The 17,778-nt window shown below is 72.4% G+C and carries 16 protein-coding genes, 1 other RNA gene and 1 pseudogene; 8 read left to right on the top strand and 10 right to left on the bottom strand.

The window, feature by feature from the left end; genetic code table 11:
* Position 1: 1 nt before the first annotated feature.
* The 5 genes and pseudogenes from ACGFK0_RS02855 to ACGFK0_RS02835 all read right to left on the bottom strand — a co-directional run bounded on the left by ACGFK0_RS02855 (position 2) and on the right by ACGFK0_RS02835 (position 2,923).
* Positions 2 to 898 (bottom strand): M48 family metalloprotease, encoded by an 897-nt coding sequence (locus ACGFK0_RS02855; RefSeq protein WP_392899596.1) that lies wholly within the window; start codon positions 896 to 898, stop codon positions 2 to 4.
* A gap of 477 nt (positions 899 to 1,375) precedes the next feature.
* Positions 1,376 to 1,465: pseudogene (locus ACGFK0_RS02850) on the bottom strand (DUF2510 domain-containing protein); the annotation flags it as partial.
* 65 nt (positions 1,466 to 1,530) lie between these two features.
* On the bottom strand, positions 1,531 to 1,929 hold the full coding sequence (locus ACGFK0_RS02845; protein ID WP_392899122.1) for a hypothetical protein: 399 nt from the start codon (positions 1,927 to 1,929) through the stop codon (positions 1,531 to 1,533).
* Positions 1,930 to 1,981: 52 nt separating this feature from the next.
* Positions 1,982 to 2,326 (bottom strand): DUF6191 domain-containing protein, encoded by a 345-nt coding sequence (locus ACGFK0_RS02840; protein WP_392899119.1) that lies wholly within the window; start codon positions 2,324 to 2,326, stop codon positions 1,982 to 1,984.
* Between the two features lie 45 nt (positions 2,327 to 2,371).
* Positions 2,372 to 2,923 (bottom strand): pyridoxamine 5'-phosphate oxidase family protein, encoded by a 552-nt coding sequence (locus tag ACGFK0_RS02835; RefSeq protein WP_392899116.1) that lies wholly within the window; start codon positions 2,921 to 2,923, stop codon positions 2,372 to 2,374.
* Positions 2,924 to 3,048: 125 nt separating this feature from the next.
* Between ACGFK0_RS02835 and ACGFK0_RS02830 the strand changes: the two genes are divergently transcribed.
* From ACGFK0_RS02830 to ACGFK0_RS02810, 5 genes are all read left to right on the top strand, one after another.
* A complete protein-coding gene (locus tag ACGFK0_RS02830) occupies positions 3,049 to 3,870 on the top strand; it encodes a Nif3-like dinuclear metal center hexameric protein (protein ID WP_392899113.1) in 822 nt (273 codons plus the stop codon).
* Positions 3,867 to 4,610, top strand: coding sequence for a zinc ribbon domain-containing protein (locus tag ACGFK0_RS02825; protein ID WP_392899110.1), 744 nt, complete (start codon positions 3,867 to 3,869; stop codon positions 4,608 to 4,610). Before ACGFK0_RS02830 ends, ACGFK0_RS02825 begins: the two co-directional genes overlap by 4 nt.
* Positions 4,607 to 5,761 carry a bifunctional RNase H/acid phosphatase gene (locus ACGFK0_RS02820; RefSeq protein ID WP_392899107.1) on the top strand — a complete coding sequence of 385 codons (1,155 nt, stop codon included), beginning with the start codon at positions 4,607 to 4,609 and terminating at the stop codon, positions 5,759 to 5,761. Before ACGFK0_RS02825 ends, ACGFK0_RS02820 begins: the two co-directional genes overlap by 4 nt.
* 73 nt (positions 5,762 to 5,834) lie before the next feature.
* Positions 5,835 to 6,231: RNase P RNA component class A (gene rnpB / locus ACGFK0_RS02815), an RNA gene on the top strand.
* Positions 6,232 to 6,427: 196 nt separating this feature from the next.
* On the top strand, positions 6,428 to 6,628 hold the full coding sequence (locus tag ACGFK0_RS02810) for a hypothetical protein (RefSeq protein WP_392899105.1): 201 nt from the start codon (positions 6,428 to 6,430) through the stop codon (positions 6,626 to 6,628).
* Positions 6,629 to 6,675: 47 nt separating this feature from the next.
* On the opposite strand, the gene ACGFK0_RS02805 is transcribed toward ACGFK0_RS02810, so the two are convergent.
* The 3 genes from ACGFK0_RS02805 to ACGFK0_RS02795 form a co-directional block, all read right to left on the bottom strand.
* The gene (locus ACGFK0_RS02805; RefSeq protein ID WP_392899103.1) at positions 6,676 to 8,910 is read right to left on the bottom strand and encodes a SulP family inorganic anion transporter; all 2,235 of its coding nucleotides are present in this window, start codon (positions 8,908 to 8,910) and stop codon (positions 6,676 to 6,678) included.
* A 155-nt stretch (positions 8,911 to 9,065) separates the two neighbouring features.
* On the bottom strand, positions 9,066 to 10,874 hold the full coding sequence (locus tag ACGFK0_RS02800) for a hypothetical protein (RefSeq protein WP_392899100.1): 1,809 nt from the start codon (positions 10,872 to 10,874) through the stop codon (positions 9,066 to 9,068).
* Positions 10,875 to 11,137: 263 nt separating this feature from the next.
* On the bottom strand, positions 11,138 to 11,716 hold the full coding sequence (locus tag ACGFK0_RS02795; RefSeq protein WP_392899097.1) for a YbhB/YbcL family Raf kinase inhibitor-like protein: 579 nt from the start codon (positions 11,714 to 11,716) through the stop codon (positions 11,138 to 11,140).
* Between the two features lie 374 nt (positions 11,717 to 12,090).
* Here ACGFK0_RS02795 and ACGFK0_RS02790 point away from each other — a divergent pair, with 374 nt between their 5' ends.
* Entirely contained in the window at positions 12,091 to 13,476 is a 1,386-nt protein-coding gene (locus ACGFK0_RS02790) for an NAD(P)/FAD-dependent oxidoreductase (RefSeq protein ID WP_392899095.1), read from the top strand.
* Between the two features lie 84 nt (positions 13,477 to 13,560).
* Here the strand turns inward: ACGFK0_RS02790 and ACGFK0_RS02785 are convergent, their stop codons facing one another.
* The gene (locus ACGFK0_RS02785; RefSeq protein ID WP_392899092.1) at positions 13,561 to 14,370 is read right to left on the bottom strand and encodes an ABC transporter permease; all 810 of its coding nucleotides are present in this window, start codon (positions 14,368 to 14,370) and stop codon (positions 13,561 to 13,563) included.
* Positions 14,367 to 15,374: an ATP-binding cassette domain-containing protein gene (locus tag ACGFK0_RS02780; protein WP_392899090.1), complete on the bottom strand. Its 1,008-nt coding sequence runs from the start codon at positions 15,372 to 15,374 to the stop codon at positions 14,367 to 14,369. The genes ACGFK0_RS02785 and ACGFK0_RS02780 overlap by 4 nt, the downstream gene beginning before the upstream one ends.
* A gap of 256 nt (positions 15,375 to 15,630) precedes the next feature.
* Here ACGFK0_RS02780 and ACGFK0_RS02775 point away from each other — a divergent pair, with 256 nt between their 5' ends.
* Both ACGFK0_RS02775 and ACGFK0_RS02770 read left to right on the top strand, forming a co-directional pair.
* On the top strand, positions 15,631 to 16,191 hold the full coding sequence (locus ACGFK0_RS02775; RefSeq protein WP_392899087.1) for a PH domain-containing protein: 561 nt from the start codon (positions 15,631 to 15,633) through the stop codon (positions 16,189 to 16,191).
* Positions 16,188 to 17,774 carry a PH domain-containing protein gene (locus ACGFK0_RS02770; protein ID WP_392899084.1) on the top strand — a complete coding sequence of 529 codons (1,587 nt, stop codon included), beginning with the start codon at positions 16,188 to 16,190 and terminating at the stop codon, positions 17,772 to 17,774. The genes ACGFK0_RS02775 and ACGFK0_RS02770 overlap by 4 nt, the downstream gene beginning before the upstream one ends.
* Positions 17,775 to 17,778 lie beyond the last annotated feature (4 nt).

Below are 17,778 nucleotides of genomic sequence, written 5' to 3'. Positions count from 1 at the left end.
CTCAGCCGAGCCGCCGCCGCAACCCCTGAGCCCGCCGGACGAGCGGCAGCGGCAACCCGTGCGGAGCATGCTCGATGCGGTGCTCCACGGCCGCGACCAGCTCGGCACCGAACCCCAGCCGCACCGCCGCCGCGTCCGCCCGCGCCTCCCCGCGCCCGCCGGGCAGGCGCGCGGCCCACGCCACGGCGAAGGCGACCGCCGCCGGCAACGCCACCACGACCGTGACCGCCGCGGCCAGGACGGTCAGGAGGAACACCGCCACGAAACCGATCGGCCGGTGCCACGCGACGGCCCGCTTCCACATCGGGCCGATCGGGGACCACGACCAGCGCAGCATGCGCCGCAGCGCGCGGCTCGGCAACGTGACCTGCGCGTGGACGAACGCCGGCACCGCCCGCCACCCCAGCAGATGCCCCAGCTCGTGGGCGAGCACGGCCTCCAGCCGTCCGGGCGGCAGCGAACGCGCCGAATGGGACGTGACCGCGACCGTCCGCCCGAACGGCTGACAGGCGTTCAGTTCCTCCGACTCGACGACGACCAGCCGATACGCGCCGGCCCCCGCGCGCCGCTGGACGTTCCGCCACGACTGCTCCAGCCGGCCGCGCTCGGCGTCCACCGGATCGCGATACCCGTAGGCACGCGGAGCGGCCAGAGGCGCCGCCAGCAGGACCGCCCACACGGCGACGACCGCGACCGCACCCCAAACGGGCCAGACCAGGGACGACCCGAACGCGGCGGCCGCCACGAGAACGGCCTCGCACGCCACGATCAGCCCGACCCGGACCCCGGCCCCATGGGACGGTGCCTCCTGCGGCCGCCCCGGAGGCAGGAACCGCCCCACCTCGCCCGGCCCACCGTGACCGTCCTGCTTCTGGACCTCCTGACCGGCCTGTACCACGGGCCCCGGAACCCGCGACGGCGGAAGGTCGAGCGCCCCCGCCCCCGCCCCGGCGGCCGGCGACGCCTGCGCTGATGTGCCCGCCGACCCTGGCCGCATCCACCCGCCGAGAGCGGAGGCCGCCTGCCCCTCAGCGGCCCTGGGCGGCACCTGCGGAGCCGGAGCCGGCGGCCGCGGCGGTGCGCTGGACGGCGGCGGCTGGGCGAACGCGTGCTGCTGTGGCACAGCCTGCGGCGCCGGTTGCTGCGGCGTGGGTGCTTCGGGCGGTGCTGCCCGCGGTGGCTCGCTGAGGGCCGGGGGCGGGGGAGGTTCAGGCGGTGCCTGCGGGGGCGGGGGCGGAGTGGGCGCGGGCTGGAGAGGCGGTGCCTGTGGGGCGGGCTCTCGTGGCGCCGGGGAAGGGGCGGGTCTGGACGCGGGCGGCGCGGTCTGGGGCGGGCCGCCGGGGCGGCGGTGGGTTCGGGAGCGGGTCGCGTACGGGCGTGACTGATCCGTCCAGATTTCTCCGTCCCAATAGCGTTCGCGGCCCATCCACTCCGGATCTGGGTACCACCCAGGTGGTGCGCTCACCGGAACCCTCCCGTCAGGATCAGCTCAAGGCTTGCGCACGCCGCGATTCAGCGTCAACGGAATGGTCAAAGCTTGGGGGTGAAGGGGCGGCGGTGGGCGGGGTCGTCGGGCTCGGCGAGGCCGCGCAGGGCCGTCTCGACGAGTTCGACGGCCTCCAGGATGGCGACCAGGCGGGCGCCTTCGCGGCGGTAGGTCTCCAGGACGGCCTCCACGCCGTGCGGCGGGACGGCGTCCCCGAGATCGACGCGGGCGGTGCGGAAACCCTCGCGGGCCGCCTCGACGGACGCGGCGACGTGCTGGCGGGCCATGCGGGCCAGCACGATGGGGTAGCGGCGGAGGACGCCGTAGCGCCGGTACTCGGGCGGCACGAGCTCGAGCAGCCAGGCCATGGCGGTGTCCTCGAACCGCTCGGTGCCCGGTGGGTGCACCTGCGAGGGCCAGCCGGGTGGAACGTAGGTGCTCACGCGGTCAGGATAACCCGCCTTCGAACCTATGTTCGATAAAAATCGGACACGATTATTCCGCGGGCGGGTTGCGGCGGATGCGGATCTTGCCGGAGTCCAGGTCGTCGCGGGAGGAGCCGGAGCCGGTCTGCTCATGGTCGTCCTGGCGCAGGATCTGCTGCCGCTCCTGCTCCTCGACCTTGACTTTCTTCGAACCCTCGAACGCGGAGGCGAGGTCCTCGAACATGCCTCCGCCGAACCCGGCGCCGGTCTCACCGTCGCCGCGGATCGCGCCCATCAGGGACGACCTGCCGGTCCCCTCACGGGGCCATTCGACGATCTCCGGTTCGGCCGGCTCGGGGCGGTTGCCCATGGCGCGGCCCTTGACGCGCTTGCGGCGGCGAAAGGGTGACTTCACGCACTCTCCAACGCGATGAGTGTCCAGTTTGATCCCGGCGGACGCTCAGGGCGTGAACGACCACCGGGTGGGAGAACCGGTGAAGTCTCCCTGGCGGAGCCCGAACGCCGTCTGTGGCCGCACCGCGACGGTGGCGTTCACCTCGGGGTCCAGGAAGTCCACACGATATCGGGTGGCGTACTTGGAATTGACCAGGTCGATGAACCGCTGGAGGTCCTTCTGCTCGGTGAGGACCTCCGCGAGCCCCTCGACGACCACCGGGTTCTCCGCCTCCTCGGTGGTCACCACCACCCGCGGGTTCGCCCGCAGGTTCACCATCTTGCGCGACGGGACGGCGCTGCTGAACAACAGCGCCTCACCGGACCAGGCTCCCCATACCGGCATGGCGTGGGGGCGTCCGTCCGGCCGGACCGTGCACAGCCAGAAGTTGCGCGCGGCCCTCAGCCGTTCCTCGGCCCAGGACCACGGAAGCAGGCCGCTTCCCTCGTCCGGTCCCGCGATGCCGTAGCCGGGCATGTACGGACGTCCGGCGGTGGGCTCGGTGGCTGCGGTGGGCACGATGGGCTCCGGTTCCGCGGCGGCGCCGGAAGCCGACATGGCATTCTCCCCTCGGTCGGGTCGTCCCTCGTCTGCTGTCCCCGGCCCATCGTTTCAGACGCGGGCGCCTTGCGGTGAAGCTCGGTGGCTCGTTGGGAGCGGCTCGGCGCGGTAGCCTGCGGGACGTGCGCCTATCCCATGTCATCACGGCTCTTGAGGAGCTCTATCCGCCGGCGTGGGCGGAGTCCTGGGACGCCGTCGGCCTCGTCTGCGGCGACCCGGATCAGGAGGTCCGCCGGGTGCTGTTCGCGGTCGACCCGGTGGCCGCCGTGATCGACGAGGCGCTGGAGTGGCACGCCGACCTGGTGGTCACGCACCACCCGCTGCTGCTGCGCGGAGTGCACTCGGTCGCCGCGACCACGCCGAAGGGGCGGCTCATCCACCGGATGATCACCCGTGGGGTGGCGCTGCACACCGCGCACACCAATGCGGACCGGGCCGATCCCGGCGTGTCCGACGCGCTCGCGCGGGCGGTCGGCGTCACCGGTGAGCTGCGTCCGATGGTCCCCGCCGACGACGACCCCCGCCGCGGCCTCGGCCGGATCGGGGAGCTGGACGGGCCGGTCACGCTGCGGGAGTTCACCGGACGGGCGGCCGCCGGGCTGCCGTCCACCGCCTGGGGGGTGCGGGCGGCGGGCGACCCGGACCGCACCGTCCGCACCGTCGCCGTGTGCGGGGGCGCCGGCGACTCCCTGCTCGACACCGCGCGCGCCGCCGGTGTCGACGTCTACCTCACCGCCGACCTGCGGCATCACCCGGCGTCGGAGTTCGTCGAGCAGGGCGGGCCCGCCCTGGTGGACGCCGCGCACTGGGCGACCGAATGGCCGTGGCTCGCCGACGCCGAGCGGCGTCTGGCGGCGGCCTCACCGGAAGCGGGCAAGTTGGAGACCCGGGTGTCCACGCTCGTCACCGACGCGTGGCGCCTCCACGACGAAGGAGCACTTTGAAAGCCGCACCGCAAGCCCAGCTTCGCCTGCTCGACCTGCAGGAGCTCGACGCCTCGCTGGACCGGCTGGCCCACCGGCGCCGCACGCTTCCCGAACTGGCGGAGATCGAGCGGCTGGAGGGACGCCTGACCGAGTTGCGCGACGCGATCGTGTCGGCCGAGACGGAGGTCGGCGACCTGCAGCGGGAGCAGAAGAAGGCCGAGCAGGACGTCGACCAGGTCCGCACCCGCGCCGACCGAGACCAGAAGCGGCTCGACTCCGGTCAGGTGACCTCCGCCAAGGACCTCGGCAGCCTGCAGGCGGAGATCGAGTCGCTGCAGCGCCGCCAGTCCGACCTGGAGGAGGTGGTGCTGGAGATCATGGAGCGGTCGGAGGAGGCGGACGGCAGGGTCGCCGCGCTGCGCGCCGACCAGTCCGCCGCACAGGACGAGCTGACCGCGCTCGCCGAGCGCCGTGACGCCGCCCGCCGCGAGATCGACGAGGAGGCGGGGACGGCCGGCGCCGCACGCACCGCCGTCGCCAAGGACGTCCCGGACGATCTGCTCGCCCTCTACGAGAAGCTGCGCGGCCAGTTCGGCGGCGTCGGCGCGGCCAAGCTGTTCCGCGGCGCCTGCCAGGGCTGCCACCTGGCGCTCAACACCGTCGACCTGAACACCCTCCGGACCGCCGCCGAGGACGAGGTCATCCGCTGCGAGGAATGCCGCCGCATCCTGATCCGCACGCCCGAGTCGGGACTGTGAACGCGGTTGCCGGGGGGCGTGGGGGGTCGCCCCCCCACGGTGGCGCGGGCAGGAAGCTGATCGTCGAGGCGGACGGGGGGTCGCGCGGCAACCCCGGCCCGGCCGGGTACGGGGCCCTCGTCCGCGACGCGCTGACCGGGGAGGTGCTCGCGGAGGTCGCCGAGTCGATCGGTCACGCCACCAACAACGTGGCGGAGTACCGGGGCCTGATCGCCGGGCTGGCCGCCGCGTCCGGGATCGACCCGTCCGCCCGCGTCGAGGTCCGGATGGACTCCAAGCTCGTCGTGGAGCAGATGTCGGGACGCTGGAAGATCAAGCACCCGGACATGATCCCGCTGGCGCTGCGGGCCCGGGAGCTGGCGGAGGATCTGGGCCCGGTCTCCTACGGCTGGATTCCGCGCAACCGCAACGCGCACGCCGACCGGCTCGCCAACGAGGCCATGGACGCCGCCGCCCGCGGCGAGCACTGGGTCCGCAAGGTCGAGGAGACGCCGGGGGAGCCGGAGCCGCCGCCGTCCGGCTGGGTGCCTCCGTCGTCCACCCCGATGACCACCGTCCTGCTGCGGCACGGCGAGACGCCGCTGTCGGCCGAGAAGCGCTTCGCCGGAACGGGCGACGTCCCGCTCACCGCGAACGGCCTCGCCCAGGCCCGCGCCGCGGCCCTCGCCCTCAAGGACCACGGGCTCGACGCGATCGTCACCTCGCCGCTCACGCGCTGCCGCGACACGGCCGCCGAGGTCGCCGCCGTGACCGGGCTGGATGTCCGCGTCGAGGACGGGTTCCGCGAGACCGACTTCGGTGAATGGGAGGGCCTCACGTTCGCCGAGGCGGGCAGGGGCTGGCCCGCGGAACTCAAGGCATGGCTGGCCGATCCCGAGGTCGCGCCGCCCGGCGGGGAGAGCTTCGTCCGCGTCTCCCGCCGCGTCCGCACGTCCCTGGACAAGCTGAAGGTCCGCCACCGCGAGCAGACGGTGCTGGTCGTCTCGCACGTCACGCCCATCAAGCTTCTGGTCAAGGACGCGTTGGGCGCACCGATGTCGTCCCTCTACCGGATGCACCTGAACGTGTCGGCCCTCTCGTCCATCGACTGGTACGCCGACGGCCCCGCGTCCCTGCGCACCTTCAACGACACCCACCACCTTCCGGCCTGAGACCCTGCTGGACGAGCCGGGCTCCCCCGAACCGGGAACAGCACGGGACCCGCTATCGTCTATGTACGGCGGACGAGCCGGCCGGACGGCCGCGTCGGGGAGCGATCCCCGTCGAGGAAAGTCCGGGCTCCACAGGGCAGGGTGGTCGGTAACGCCGACCCGGGGTGACCCGCGGGAAAGTGCCACAGAAAGCAGACCGCCACCGGTCCGCCGGTGGTAAGGGTGAAACGGTGAGGTAAGAGCTCACCAGCGCCCACGGTGACGTGGGCGGCTCGGTAAACCCCACCCGGAGCAAGGTCAAGAAGGGGCCCCGCGAGAGGCCCCGCGCAGGTGCCCGAGGGCGGCCCGCCCGAGCCTGCGGGTAGACCGCTGGAGGCCGCCGGCAACGGCGGCCCGAGATGGATGGCCGTCACCCGCCGCCCCTCACCGGGCAGCGGGCACAAAACCCGGCTTACAGGCCGACTCGTCCGCCCCCCTCACTCGCTCAGAGACCGCGTCCTTCCGGCCGCCTGGTGGCCGGGGCGGTGGGGCGTGCAACTCACATGCTTCGGGTCACACGACACAGAGCGGACGAAACAAGGCGCCTACTGTCCTGGTAAGAGCCGATCGCCTCGATCAGGGGTCGGTGGCGGGGCCGGGTGCTGGGCCCCGTGGAGAGGAGCGCTGATGATCACCATCATGTTCGTGACCCTCGTCCTCGCCGGGGCGCTGGGTTCCCTGGCCTATCTGTGGGACTTCTCGCGCGCCAGCCGACGCGACGCGCTGTTCCTTCCGGCGTCCGACCGGCGTGCACGGCGGGCGCGCCGGGTGACCGGGATGTACGTGCGTGACTACGCGCGGCGCGAGGACGAACTCGTGGGCCGCTGACCACCGGCGCGTGGGCCGTCCCGGCGGGGGGACGGCCCACACTTGGCTCAGCCGACGGTCCGGGGCCGCGGGGCCTCGTCCGGTACGGGCATGAAGACGCCCTTGGCCCGGTCGAGGATCTCGACGTTGGCGGACTGCAGGTCCAGGTAAAGGCCCACCAGTTCGATCTCGCCGGACTCGACCCGCTCCCGGAGCCACGGGTAGGTGAGCAGGTTGTCGAGCTGCTGCATCACGTTGATCTTGCAGAGGCGGGTGAGGGGCGGCTCGTCCTCGCCGGACGGGTCGGTGGCGAGGAACCGGGCGAGGCTGTGGTTGCCGTGCTTGAGCCACCGGGATAGCCCGGCCAAATGCTCGACCTCGGTGCCGCCCGCGAGGAGCGCGGCCATCGCGCCGCAGTTGGAGTGGCCGCACACCGTGATCGTCCGGATGTCGAGGACGTTGGTGGCGTACTCGACGGTGGCGGCGACCGAGTCGTCGCGGGTGCGGGTGCCGTGCCGCGGGATGAGGGCGCCGACGTTGCGGTTGATGAACAGGTCACCGGGCCCGCTGGCGGTGATGATGTTGGGCACGATGCGCGAGTCCACGCACGTGATGAAGAGGTGCTGGGGTTTCTGCTCCATCGCCAGCTCGGCCATGATCGGGCGGACGAGGCGGGCGGTGCGGCCGTGGTACTCGCGGACGCCGTTCAGCAGCACGGCGGCGGGGGACACCTCGGGCGCGTCGAGCTCCTCCTCGGAGCGTCGCCGACGATTCGCCCAAGGCGCCCACCAGCGAGCAGTAGGGGGCGTTTTACGCGGCGAGGACATATCACCTGTCACCGCTCTTTCATACCAAGCCTCGTGAACCTCGTCGATGTCGACCCTCCCCCCTTGGCGCTCGTGGGCCAGCCGCCACTGGTGGATGGCGTCGAACGCGGCGTGGTCCATGAAGTCGACGTTGAGGTCGAGGTCGACGCTGGAACCGGCCGGGACGTCCTGCAGGAGCCGCGTCACCTTCGGGACGCCGAGGAAGGTCAGCGTGCCCTCCACGACCACGTGGGTGCGGGTCGGGAACGGGCCGTCGTCCGGCTCGGGGACGAGTTGCTCGGCGCGCACCGACAGCCGGGTCAGCCGCCGCAGCGCCAGCACCCCCATGATCCCGATGCCGAGCAGCACGCCCTCGCCGAGCCCGAGGACGACCACGCCGACGAGCGTGCCGAAGTACGCGGGCGCTTCGCGGTGGTGACGAAGGTCACGGATGCGGGCGATGTCGATGAGCCGGACGCCCAGCACGACGAGCAGCGCCGCGAGGGCCGCCAGCGGAACCTGCTCGATCGCCGGGCCGCACGACAGCGCCAGCACGAGCACCCACACGCCGTGCAGGACGGTGGAGACCCGGGACCGGGCACCGGCCTCCACGTTGGCCGTGCTGCGGACGATCACGCCCGCGATCGGCAGCCCGCCGAGGAACCCCGACACCGCGTTGCCCGCCCCCTGGCCGAGCAGGTCCCGGTCGAGGTCGGTGCGCGGGACGTCGGCGGGCCGCCGCCGGTCGATGGCCACGCTGCACAGCAGCGACTCGACGGCCGCCACGAGCGCGACGGAGACGACCGCGCCGGCGATGCCGGCCGGCGAGCCGTGCGGCAGGACGGGGGCGTCCCAGCCTCCGAGGAGGCTCTCCGGAAGCTCGACGCGCCGCGCGTCCCAGCCGAGCGACCAGGCGGTCAGGGTGGCGAGGACGATGGCGGGCAGCGGGCCGGGGATCAGGCGCAGCGGGCCGTTCCTCGGCAGCCGGGACCAGCCCAGCAGCACCGCGAGCGTCAGCGCGCCGAGCAGCGCCGGATGGGTGTGCGGGTTCACGAGCTGGCCGGGCAGCTCGCGCAGGTTGTCGATCGCCGACCGCTGGGTGCTGCCGCCGAGCACCACGTGCACCTGCGCCAGGACGAGGACGACGCCGACGCCCGCGAGCATCCCGTGCACCACGGCGGGGGAGACGGCGAGCGCGGTCCGCGCGACCCGGCTGGCGCCGAGAACGATCTGCAGCAGCCCGCCGAGCAGTGTGATCGTGCAGGTGGCGCGCCAGCCGTAGGTCTGTACGAGCTCGGCGACGATCACGGTCAGCCCGGCGGCGGGGCCGCTGACCTGGAGCGGTGATCCGCCGATCAGGCCCGCGACGATCCCGCCGACGACGGCGGCGATCAGCCCGGCGGCGACCGGCGCCCCGGAGGCGACCGCGATGCCCAGCGACAGGGGGATCGCGACGAGGAACACGACGAACGACGAAAGGACATCCCGCCGCACCATGGATACATTCGGTGGCTTTGAAGTCACTCTGTGTATATAACCAGGGTTCCCCCGGCTTCACCCACCACGCAGCGGGGCGTGTTCACGTGGGCCGCCGGAGCGGTTCCGGTGGCCCACGTCGGTGGTTCGGCGCCTGGTGCGGCTCTCCCGGGCCGTCAGCGCCGGTAGTTCTCCCAGTCGTCGGCCGTCTGGCGGGGACCGTACTGGCCGTTGTCGTTCGTCTGGCCGCCCTGCGGGTAGCCGTCCTGCTGCTGGCCGCCGTAGTAGCCGCCGCCGTACGCCTGGGTGGCGTTCGGGTCCTGGTAGCCGCCCTGCGCGCCCGGGTCGTGGGGCGCGGCGAGCGGGTCGGCGCCGCCGTTGTAGCTGCTGCCGCTGAAGTCGCCGTAGACGCCTCCGGCGCCGGCGGGACCGCCCTCCGCGCCGCCGAAGCCGCCGTAGGGTTCACGGCCGCCGTTGAGCGGGTCGTCGTAGCGCGGCGATTCGCCGTAGGCGGGAGCCGTCGGGTAGCCGTCGTTCTGCTGGCCCTGCCCGTAACCGGCCGGGGCGCCCATCCCCGGGTCGTACCCGGGCGGGGGACCCGACGGGGCGCCGGAGCCGAGCCCCGGGTCGTATCCGCCGGGGTGGCCGCCGGACGGCCAGGGGCCGGTGTTCCCGGTGTTCCCGGTACCGCCCGTGGTGCCGAACGAGCCGGTGCTGAGCGGGTCGCCCAGCGGGTCGTTCAGGGAGCCGCCGCCGTAGGAGCCGCCGGCGTCGGACGAGGGCCCCGTGCCCGCCGACCGCTGCCGGTCCGACTGGATGCGCTGGAGCAGTTCGTCCACCGTCGGGAGCTTGTGGCCGTCGGTGTCGGATCCTCCGCCGGGGCCGCCATGCGCGGCGGGTGCGGCAGGCATGGCGGGCACGGCGGACGCCGGGGGAGCGGGTGGGGCGGAGTGCTCGTCGGGGCGGCCGAGGGGCAGCCCGAGCGGGTCGGACACGCGCGGGTCGCCGCCGCGGGGCCCGCCGGGCCCGAGCGGCATGTCGTAGCCGTCCTGGCGACCGCCGGGAGGCGGTCCGGCGGCCGGGCGGCCGCCCAGCGGGTCGGAGCCGTAGTCGCCGTACGACGGCTCGGGGGAGCCGTACTGGGGCTGGTCGCCGTATCCGTGGTCCTGGCCGCCGTAGGACGCTTCACCGGGACCGTAGTCCGCCGCCCCGTACGCGGGCTGCGGCTCCTGCCCGCCGTAGACCTGCTGATCAGGTGCACCGTAACCCTGCTGCGGGACGCCGCCCTGCATGCCGGGGCCGGCGAGGTCGGCGGGAAGGGGGTCGAGTGACGTCGACGCGGGGTCGTGGCCGGTGAACGGGGAGCCGCCCTGGAACCCGCCGGGCGCGGGCATCTGCTGGGGGCCGGTGCCGCCGCCCTGGACGCCCATTCCATTGAAGGCCGGGGCGTCGGCGCCCATGGAGACCGGCTGGGTCAGGCTCGGCTGGATCGGGCCGGGCTGCTCGGCCTGCGGCTGCTCGATGGGCGGCTGCGCGTGCAGCGGGTCGGCGGCGAGGTCGACGTCCGAGCGCTCGCCGTCGTGGTCGTGCTGCCACGGGAACTTGGGCTTGTCGAAGGTGATCGTCGCCCAGTAGTCGTCGTCCTCCATCTCGTCCGACGCCTGGCCGCTCGGGGCGGGGGGCGGCGGGGACGGGGCGGCGGTGGGAGCGGCGAGCGGGCCGCCGGCGACCCGGCGGTCGAGGGCGGGGTCGGGCGCGCCGTGCCGGTCGTAACCGCCGTCGTACCCGTCGTTGTAGCCGTAGTCGTCCTGGCCGCCCATCTCCTCGTGCGGCGGGACTCCCCTGCGGCCACGCGGCTGCGGCTCGTCGTCAATCCAGTCGTCGTCGTCGCGTCCGGTCCTGCTGGCCCGCAGGCCCAAGGCCACGAGGACGACCACGAGGACCACGACCACAATGAGGCCGAAGACCACGATGTAAGAAGTCATGCCACCACCCAATGCCTTGGCCCGGTGAGAGTCGCCGGCGCGGACCGCGAGTCCGTCCCGATTGTCGCAGGCGGTCGCTGCCGTCCGGGCCTAGCCCGATTCTGACCGACCGCTATGACCGTTGTCACACCCTTCGCGCACATTTACCCTCGCACGGCGTGTGCCGATCGGCCAATCGCGCCCATCGGTACACCCCTGTCGGCTCCAGCCCCCCGGTGGGGTCCGCCCTGACCGTGCGCTCGGCGGCTTCACGGTCAACGCGCCTACTTGCCGCCGAAGTTCCCGATGATCCTTCCCCGTCCCACCGTGTGCTCGGCGATGGCGGGCAGCGAGTCCTTCAGAGCGGCGCCGTCCTTGAACGGTGCCGGATGGTCCAGTGCGTAGATGGTGAACCGGTACCGGTGCCGTTCTCCCTTGGGCGGGCACGGCGGTGCGTAACCCGCCTTCTTGCCTGTGGTCAACCCTTCGACGGTCCTGTCCAGGCGGGCTCCCTCGACGAGTTCGTTGACCGTCCCGTCGATGCCCGCGATCACCCAGTGGACGTAGGCGCCGCCGGACGCGTCCGGGTCGTCCATGACGATCGCGAACGACCTGGTCCCGTTCGGCGTGCCCGACCACCGGAGCGGTGGGGTCTTTCCCTGTCCGCCAGGGTACGTCGTGCAGCCGTACCTCGGGGGCAAGTCCTGCCCATCGCGGAAGACCGGGCTGGTCACCGTGAACCACTCCGACAGTTCGGCGCTCTTGGTCTCGGGCTGGCCGATCACCCCGCAGCCGCTCAGGGACCCGGCGAGCGCGAGCGCGCCCACCGCGGCCAGGATCGGACGCCGGTCTCTGCTCATCATCGATTCGCTCCCGGGCGAGATCGTACGCCGCGCACCGCCGGACCGCCGTCATCCGGCCGCGCGCATCCCGCCCGCCGGCGCCCCCTTCCTCGTCGACCCCAACGATAGGGCTTCGCCGGTAGTGGAACGGGCCTTTCGTCCCGCCGGTGGCGGCCCTCCCCGGCCGCGTGCTGTGACCTTGGTCATGCGTGCTTTGCCCCGTTCCATCCCCAAAATTGGAAAGGAGTGGCGTGTTTCACAGCCCTGATCACACTCTGCTTTACCAGGACGGGAAGTTTCGATGTTCTTTCGCGGTTATTGGTTGGTGCGAGGCACGTTCCATCGGTTAGTTTGTGAATGTCTTCACAAGCCGACCGTGACATTGGAGGGCCGCAATGGCCAGGACCGCCGAGGGGACCCCTGGCGCTCCCCACATCCTCATCGTGGGTGGCGGCTATGTGGGCATGTACACCGCCCTGCGCCTGCAGAAGAAGCTCAGACGCGAGCTCAGGCGGGGCGAGGTCAAGGTCACCGTCGTCGACCCCAACTCGTACATGACATACCAGCCGTTCCTTCCCGAGGCCGCCGCCGGGAACATCTCCCCGCGGCACGTCGTCGTCCCGCTCCGCCGCGTCCTGCCCAGGTGCACCGTGCGCAAGGCCCGGGTGACCGAGCTGAACCACGACGAGGGCTGGGCCATCGTCCAGCCGCTGGCCGGGCCGCCGGAACGGATCTCCTACGACTACCTCGTGATGGCCGCCGGCGCCGTGCCCCGGCTGCTGCCGATTCCCGGGCTCGCCGACAACGGAATCAGCCTCAAGACCGTCGGCGAGGCCATCCACCTGCGCAACCACGTCCTGGAGCAGCTGGAGATCGCCGAATCCACCGACGACGTCGAACTGCGCCGCAAGGCCCTCACGTTCGTGTTCGTCGGCGGCGGGTTCGCCGGCGTCGAGGCGGTCGCCGAACTCGAGGACATGACCCGCCACGCCACCAAGTACATGCGCAAGGTCACCCCGCAGGACCTGCGGTTCATGCTGGTCGAGGCCGCCGGCCGCATCCTGCCCGAGGTCGGGCCCGACATGGGCAAGTGGACCGCCGAGCAGCTCCGCGGCCGCGGCATCGACGTCAAGATGAACACGCTGCTGCGGTCCGCCGTCGACGGGCAGATCGAGCTGTCGGACGGGAGCAGCTTCCAGGCCGGGACACTGGTGTGGAACGCGGGCGTCAAGGCCGCCCCCGTCGTCCGGAACGGCGACCTGCCGGTGGACGAGAAGGGCCGCGTCAAGGGCACCGAGTACCTCACCATCGAAGGCCTGGTGCGGGCGTTCACCGCCGGCGACAACGCCGCCATCCCGGACCTGACCCAGGAGGGCATGTACTGCCCGCCGAACGCGCAGCACGCCGTCCGCCAGGCCAAGCTGCTCGGCGACAACATCGTCCGCTCGCTGCGCGGCAAGACCCTCAAGGCCTACGCCCACGGCAACATCGGCGCGGTAGCCGGGCTCGGCCTGCACAAGGGCGTCGCCCAGACCTACGGGTTCAAGGTGAAGGGCTGGCCGGCCTGGTTCATGCACCGCAGCTACCACGGCGCGAAGGTCCCGACCTTCAACCGCAAGCTGCGCGTCGTGGCGGACTGGACGCTCGCGCTGTTCCTCAAGCGCGAGACCGTCTCCCTCGCCACCGTCGAGCAGCCGCGCGCCGACTTCGAACTGGCCGCCCTCGACGACGCCCGCGCGAAGGCCAAGGAGCAGGAGAAGGAGACCGAGAACGCCGCCTGAGCCGGCGACCCTGCCCGCTCAGCGGAACGCCCCGGAGGTCTCGCGACCGCCGGGGCGTTCCGCACTCGGGCGCGGGGAAGGGATCTACGCGCGCTTCTTGAAGGCCCGCAGGGAGAGCGGGGCGAAGACCAGCGAGATGCCGAAGCCCCACGCCAGCGCGACCAAGGCGTGGTCGAGGACGGGGCCGCCGACCAGCAGGCCGCGCATCGCCTCCACCAGGTGAGTCACCGGGCTGTTGTCCATCACCGCGGCCACCGGCCCGGGGATGCCCTGGGTCGTGGGGATGAACGCGGTGCTCAGGAAGCTCAGCGGGAAGATCACCACGAAGCCGAAGATCTGCACCTTCTCCGGCTCGTTCACCTTCATCGCGATGTAGACCGACGTCCAGGAGAAAAGGACGGCGAAGGCGAGCAGGAGGGCGAACGCGGTGAACAGCGCGAGGACGTTCGTCTCGATCCGGAAGCCGATGGCGAACCCGACGAGGAGCAGGATCATCATCGACCACCCCTGCTTGGCGGTGTCGGCGATGATCCGCCCGGCGAGCGGGGCGCTGCGCGCGATCGGCAGGCTCCGGAACCGGTCGAAGACGCCCTTGGTGATGTCGGTGTTGAGGCCGAAACCGGTGCTCATCCCGGCGAACAGCGCGTTCTGCGCGATGATGCCGGGGATGACGACCGGCAGATAGTTCTCGACGCTGCCGGACATCGCGGGGCCGAACACGTACGCGAACAGCAGCACGAACATGATGGGCTGGATGGACAGGTCCAGCAGCTCCATCGGGTTGTGCTTGATCTGGACGAGGTTGCGCCACGCCAGCGTGGCCGTGTTGCGCAGGGCGGTGCCCGGTGCGATCCGCTTGGACAGGTCCTGCGGCGCGAACGTCGCGGTGGTCATGCGGACGCCCCTTCCTTGTCTGCCGCCTGCTTCCTGGTGGACTCGGCCAGTTCGCCGGCCTCGGCGTCGATGTCGTCGGTGTGGTGGCCGGTGAGGGCGAAGAACACCTCGTCCAGGCTCGACTTGCGCAGCGACAGCTCGCCGATCGCGATGCCGGCCTCGTCGAGGCGGCGGACCACGCCGGGCATCAGCTGCGGGTCGGTCATCGGTGCGCTGACCAGGCCGTCGCGGGTCTCCGGGGCGGCCTCGGCCAGTTCGCCGACGAGCTTCGCCACGGTGCCGGCGTCCGCCGGGTCCACCGGGCGGACCTCCAGCACCTGCCCGCCGACCTGCGCCTTGAGGACGTCGGACGTGCCGTGCGCGATGATCTGGCCGCGGTCGATGACGACGATGTCGTCGGCGAGCTGGTCGGCCTCCTCCAGGTACTGCGTGGTGAGCAGCACGGTGACGCCGTCGTCGGTCAGGCCGCGCACGATGTCCCACAGGCCGTTGCGGCTGCGCGGGTCGAGGCCGGTGGTCGGCTCGTCCAGGAACAGGATCTGCGGCCGTCCGACCAGGCTCGCCGCGAGGTCGAGGCGGCGGCGCATCCCGCCGGAGTACGTCTTGGCCGCGCGCTCGGCGGCGTCGGCGAGTTGGAAGCGCTCCAGCAGTTCGGCGGCGCGCGCTCTGGACGCCCGCCGCGACAGGCCGAGGAGCCGGCCGATCAGGATGAGGTTCTCGGTGCCGGTGAGCATCTCGTCGACCCCGGCGTACTGGCCGGTCAGGCCGATCATCTGCCGCACCTTGTGCGCGTCCCTGACCACGTCGAACCCGCCGACCCGGGCGCTGCCGCCGGTCGGCTCGATCAGCGTGGCGAGGATCCGGGTCATGGTGGTCTTGCCGGCGCCGTTCGGGCCCAGCACCCCCAGGACCGTTCCCGGTTCGGCGGTGACGGAGACGCCGGCCAGCGCCTGGGTTTCACCGAACCGCTTCTCCAGACCATCGGCCTGGATGGCGTACGTCATGTGATCTCCTAGGACTCTCGTTCGCCGGACGTCTCCGCCTGTTGGAGGCGGATCTGCCAAAATATGCGGTGTCCGGAGTGGTTTGCATCCAGTTTTTCCGCCACCCCGGCGAGACCCGTGAGCAACGAAGACGCGCCCTCACCGTCGCATGTGCCACTGACAAAACGCTGACGCCCGCGAGATCGTGCCCCCGGTTCCGGCGGTTCACCCCGGACGGAACACCGGGAGGGGGCCTCCGGCGTTCTAAACTCACCGTGTGACGTCGGTGCGGCGCAGTCACCAGAGGGACGGCGGGGGGCCGCACCCGCCGCGGCTGCGGCCGCCCGAACACCGGGTGTCGGCCCGGGCGATCGCGCACTGGGCGATCGAGTACCTGCTGCTGTGGGGCCTGGCGTTCGGGCTCGCCCTGGGCGTCGCCGCCTGGGCCGGCGACTCCGGCTGGGACGGCATGCCCGGATGGCTGTCGGGCCGGACCGGCTGGCTGCCCTACGCCGTCGGCGCCATCGGGCTGCTGATGGTGACCGTCGCGCCGGTCTGGCGTTACCGCGTCCATCGCTGGGAGGTCAGCGCCGACGTCGTCTACACCCGGACGGGCTGGTTCAGCCGCGAATGGCTGCTGGTGCCGGTCGGCCGCATCCAGACCGTCGACACCGAGCAGGGCTGGATCGAACGGATGCTCGGCCTGGCCACCATCGAGATCAACACGGCGTCCCATGCGGGATCCTCCGAGGTCTCCGGCCTCCCCGTGGACGTCGCGACCCGGCTGGCCGAGGACCTCGCCCACCGTGCCCACGATCTGCGCGACGACGCGACGTGAACATCCGAGACGGTGACCGCGGTCCCGAACACGCCACGTGGACGTCCCCAGGACCCTCGTCCGGCAATGGCCTGGACGGCGGCGGCCCGGACGGCGGCGGCCCGGACGGCGGCGGCCTGAGCGGCGGTGGGGAGCGCGCGCCCGCCGACGGGACGCGCTCGGGGGAGGAGAGCGTCCGGGGCGAACGGCTCCATCCGCTCACGTTCGTCGTCGGCGCCGTCCGGGAGCTCATCGCGCTGATCGCCGCCGGCGCGACGGGACTCATGGTCGGCGGACTGTCCACGGCGTTCTACTTCACGCTCGTCGGGCTGGCGCTCGGGCTGCTCTTCCACGTCGCCGGCTGGCTGACGTTCACGTACCGGCTGTACGACGACCGCATCGAGCTCCGCCGCGCGCTCATAGGGCGGTCGGTCAAGAGCATCCCGCGCGACCGGATCCGGGGTGTGGACATCAACGCGTCCCTCCCGCACAGACTCCTCGGCCTGGCGGTCGTCCACATCGACGCCGGCGCGGACGGCGGCGAGGGCGCGCTGAACGCGGTCTCCCGCCACGAAGCCGAACGGCTCCGCCGCGTCCTCCTCGCACGGGACGCCCCGGCGCCACCGCGACGCGTCCTCGCCCGCATGCGGCGCCGCTGGTACGTGTACGCCCCGCTCAGCGGCGCCTACCTCCTCACGCCCTTCGCGCTGGCCGGCAGCCTTCTCGGCACCCTCTACAACCTCGGCGACGACCTCGGCTTCATCACGCGCGAGCGCGTGGAGAACCTCGGCCACGACGTGGTGGGCCTGCCCACCGCCCTCGTCGTCGCGCTGGCCGTCCTTCTCCTGATCACCATGCCCGTCATGTCGGTGATCGTGTTCACGATGTTCAACTGGGACTTCACCGTCCACCAGCGGGACGGCTCCCTCGTCATCGAACGCGGCCTGATCACCCGCCGCAGCGTCTCCCTCGAACGACGGCGGCTGCGCGGCGTCGAACTCGCCGACAACCCCTTCGAACGCGTCACGGGGGTGACCCGCCTCGGCGCGCTCATCACCGGCCTCGGGGACGCCGCCCACCGCGGCCGCCTGCTGCCGGCGGCCCCCCGGACGGTCGCCGAGTCGCTCGCCGCCCGCGTCGTCGGCAACGTCCCCGGACCGCTGACCGCCCACCCTCCGGCCGCCCGGAGCCGGCGCGTCACCCGCGCGGTGGCGCCCCCGGCGGGCTTCGCCGTCCTGGGCGTCCTCGCCGGGCAGCCCCGGGTCGCCTACCTGTTCGCCGCCCTCGCCGTCCTGGCCGTTCCGCTCGGCCTGGACCGCTACCGCCAGCTCGGCCACATCACCGACGGCGAACGCCTGAGCGTCCGCTCAGGGTCGCTGCGCCGCCGCCAGGTGGTCGTCGAGCACACCGCCATCGTCGGCTGGCGCGTCCGCCGGACGCTGTTCCAGCGCAGGCTGGGCCTGGCCACCCTCATCGTCGCGGTCGGCGCGGGCGACGGCGGCTACTCGGCGATGGACATGGCGGAAGACGACGCCGTGGCCCTGGCCGCCGGCATAACGCCCGCCTGGCTGACCCCGTTCCTGGAGCCCCCGCCGGACGCCTGACGCC

The sequence above is a fragment of the Spirillospora sp. NPDC048823 genome, from assembly GCF_043198445.1.
In the GTDB taxonomy this organism is placed as follows: Bacteria; Actinomycetota; Actinomycetes; order Streptosporangiales; family Streptosporangiaceae; genus Spirillospora.
The sequence above is the reverse complement of the archived record's forward strand: the minus strand, read 5'-3'. Positions and strand labels throughout refer to the sequence as shown.

Bases quoted from the DNA above. Each gene is read 5' to 3' on its own strand.
- ACGFK0_RS02835 (WP_392899116.1), bottom strand. From the start codon at position 2,923: ATGTCGGCTTCCGGCGCCGCCGCGGAACCGGAGCCCATCGTGCCCACC.
- ACGFK0_RS02810 (WP_392899105.1), top strand. From the start codon at position 6,428: ATGATCACCATCATGTTCGTGACCCTCGTCCTCGCCGGGGCGCTGGGT.
- ACGFK0_RS02805 (WP_392899103.1), bottom strand. From the start codon at position 8,910: ATGGTGCGGCGGGATGTCCTTTCGTCGTTCGTCGTGTTCCTCGTCGCG.
- ACGFK0_RS02800 (WP_392899100.1), bottom strand. From the start codon at position 10,874: ATGACTTCTTACATCGTGGTCTTCGGCCTCATTGTGGTCGTGGTCCTC.
- ACGFK0_RS02795 (WP_392899097.1), bottom strand. From the start codon at position 11,716: ATGATGAGCAGAGACCGGCGTCCGATCCTGGCCGCGGTGGGCGCGCTC.
- ACGFK0_RS02790 (WP_392899095.1), top strand. From the start codon at position 12,091: ATGGCCAGGACCGCCGAGGGGACCCCTGGCGCTCCCCACATCCTCATC.
- ACGFK0_RS02785 (WP_392899092.1), bottom strand. From the start codon at position 14,370: ATGACCACCGCGACGTTCGCGCCGCAGGACCTGTCCAAGCGGATCGCA.
- ACGFK0_RS02780 (WP_392899090.1), bottom strand. From the start codon at position 15,374: ATGACGTACGCCATCCAGGCCGATGGTCTGGAGAAGCGGTTCGGTGAA.